Origin of the sequence: Actinomadura sp. NPDC049753, assembly GCF_040674655.1 — a bacterium.
Taxonomy (GTDB): Bacteria; Actinomycetota; Actinomycetes; order Streptosporangiales; family Streptosporangiaceae; genus Spirillospora; species Spirillospora verrucosospora.
The window spans coordinates 1-1448 of the sequence record NZ_JBFARL010000456.1; the positions used below are offsets into that span (position 1 = coordinate 1).

Below are 1448 nucleotides of genomic sequence, written 5' to 3' on the forward strand. Positions count from 1 at the left end.
CCCGCCATCGTCCGTGTGGCGGGGGACCTCGACGTCTACCCGCTCTACGACTCGGTGGAGCAGGCTCTCACCGCAGCCCAGCAGGACCGGCCGACTGCGGCGAGGGCGGGGTGCGGCGCCGACGCCAGGGCTGCCACCTGGACCAGCAGCGTCAGCAGCAGGGTGACGACGCCGAACGGGCCGATGTCGGACCGCTTCATGATCGCCAGTGCCTCGGCGGCGGGACGCCCGCTGCCGAGGCCGTCGGCGAGGTCGGCGAGGCCGTCCAGATGCAGGGCGCGGGTGACCGCCGCCGACGCGGCCACCGCGAGCGCCGCGGCGAGCAGGTGGGAGAGGCCGAGCGGGCCGCCCGCGAGCAGGACCAGCGCGGCGGCCCCGCCCGGGATCAGCCCGGCGACGGGGGCGAGCAGCATCGCCGAGCGCGCGGCGTCGCGGTCGACCCGGCCCGTGCCCAGCGGGACGACGGTGAGCAGCGTGACCGCCAGCCGCAGGCCGGCGGTCATCCGAGGTCCGGGACGGTCACCGCAGCTCCATGACGCGGCCCGCGACGACCAGCGCCGCCTCCTCGGACTCGGCCGCGAGCCGCTGGTTGGCCCGGCCGAGCACGTCCCGGAACGCGCGCCCGGACGCCGTCGTCGGCACCAGCGACAGGCCGACCTCGTCGCTCACCGCGACGACCCGCGCCGCCGTGCCCCGCCAGGCCGCGACGAGGCCGTCCACGAGCGGTTCCACCCGCGCCGGCTTCTCCCAGGCGTCCGTCTCGGACATGGCGGCCGCGAGCCAGGTGCCGATGCCGTCCACCAGCACCGGGCCGGTCGCCGACGCGAGCACGTCGGCGAGCTCGGTCGTCTCCACGGTGCGCCACCACGCCGGGCGGCGCAGCCGGTGCGCGGCGACGCGCTCCGCCCATTCGGGGTCGTCGCCGCGGACGGGGCCGGTCGCGACGTAGAGGACGTCCGAGCACGCGGCCAGGCGCGACTCCGCCTCGCCCGACTTGCCCGACCGGCTTCCGCCGAGGAGCAGCGTCCGGAACGGGCCGTGCTCCGAGCGGTTCCAGAAGGCCATGCGCCGCTCCAGCTCGGACGGCGAGGACAGGCGGTGGTCGATGTGGACGGCGACGACCCGAGTCTCCGGCGTCACGGCCCCCGTGTGGCGCAGGTATCCCAGATGGTCCGGGGACCCGGCCAAGTCCAGCAGCACGGCGTCGTAGACGGCGCCGGCGGACGGCTCCGGCCTGGCCCCCGGACCGGCCGCCACCAGCGCACGCCCTCCGCCGGGCGCGCGGACCTCGTACCCGCCGGGCACGTCCGTCCGCGGCAGGTCCTCCAGCGCGACGCCGTCGACCGCGGCGGGGGCTCGCTGGCGTCCCTCGTCCTGGTCTCCCTCCTGGACGCGCTGCTCGGCATGGCCCTCGGGCTGTTCGCCAGCGCCTTCGCCCGGACCGAGTT

The 1448-nt window shown here is 77.2% G+C and carries 2 protein-coding genes; both read right to left on the reverse strand.

Annotated elements, in window-relative coordinates; all coding sequences use genetic code 11:
- Positions 1 to 44: 44 nt before the first annotated feature.
- Entirely contained in the window at positions 45 to 503 is a 459-nt protein-coding gene (locus tag AB0K37_RS42175; protein ID WP_363991863.1) for an adenosylcobinamide-GDP ribazoletransferase, read from the reverse strand.
- A 16-nt stretch (positions 504 to 519) separates the two neighbouring features.
- Positions 520 to 1448, reverse strand: a 929-nt coding sequence (locus AB0K37_RS42180) for a bifunctional adenosylcobinamide kinase/adenosylcobinamide-phosphate guanylyltransferase (protein ID WP_363991866.1), incomplete at its 5' end; no start/stop codon positions are given.

What these genes read in the sequence shown, in the direction of transcription:
- AB0K37_RS42175 (WP_363991863.1), bottom strand. Translation starts at nt 503, where the DNA reads ATGACCGCCGGCCTGCGGCTGGCGGTCACGCTGCTCACCGTCGTCCCG.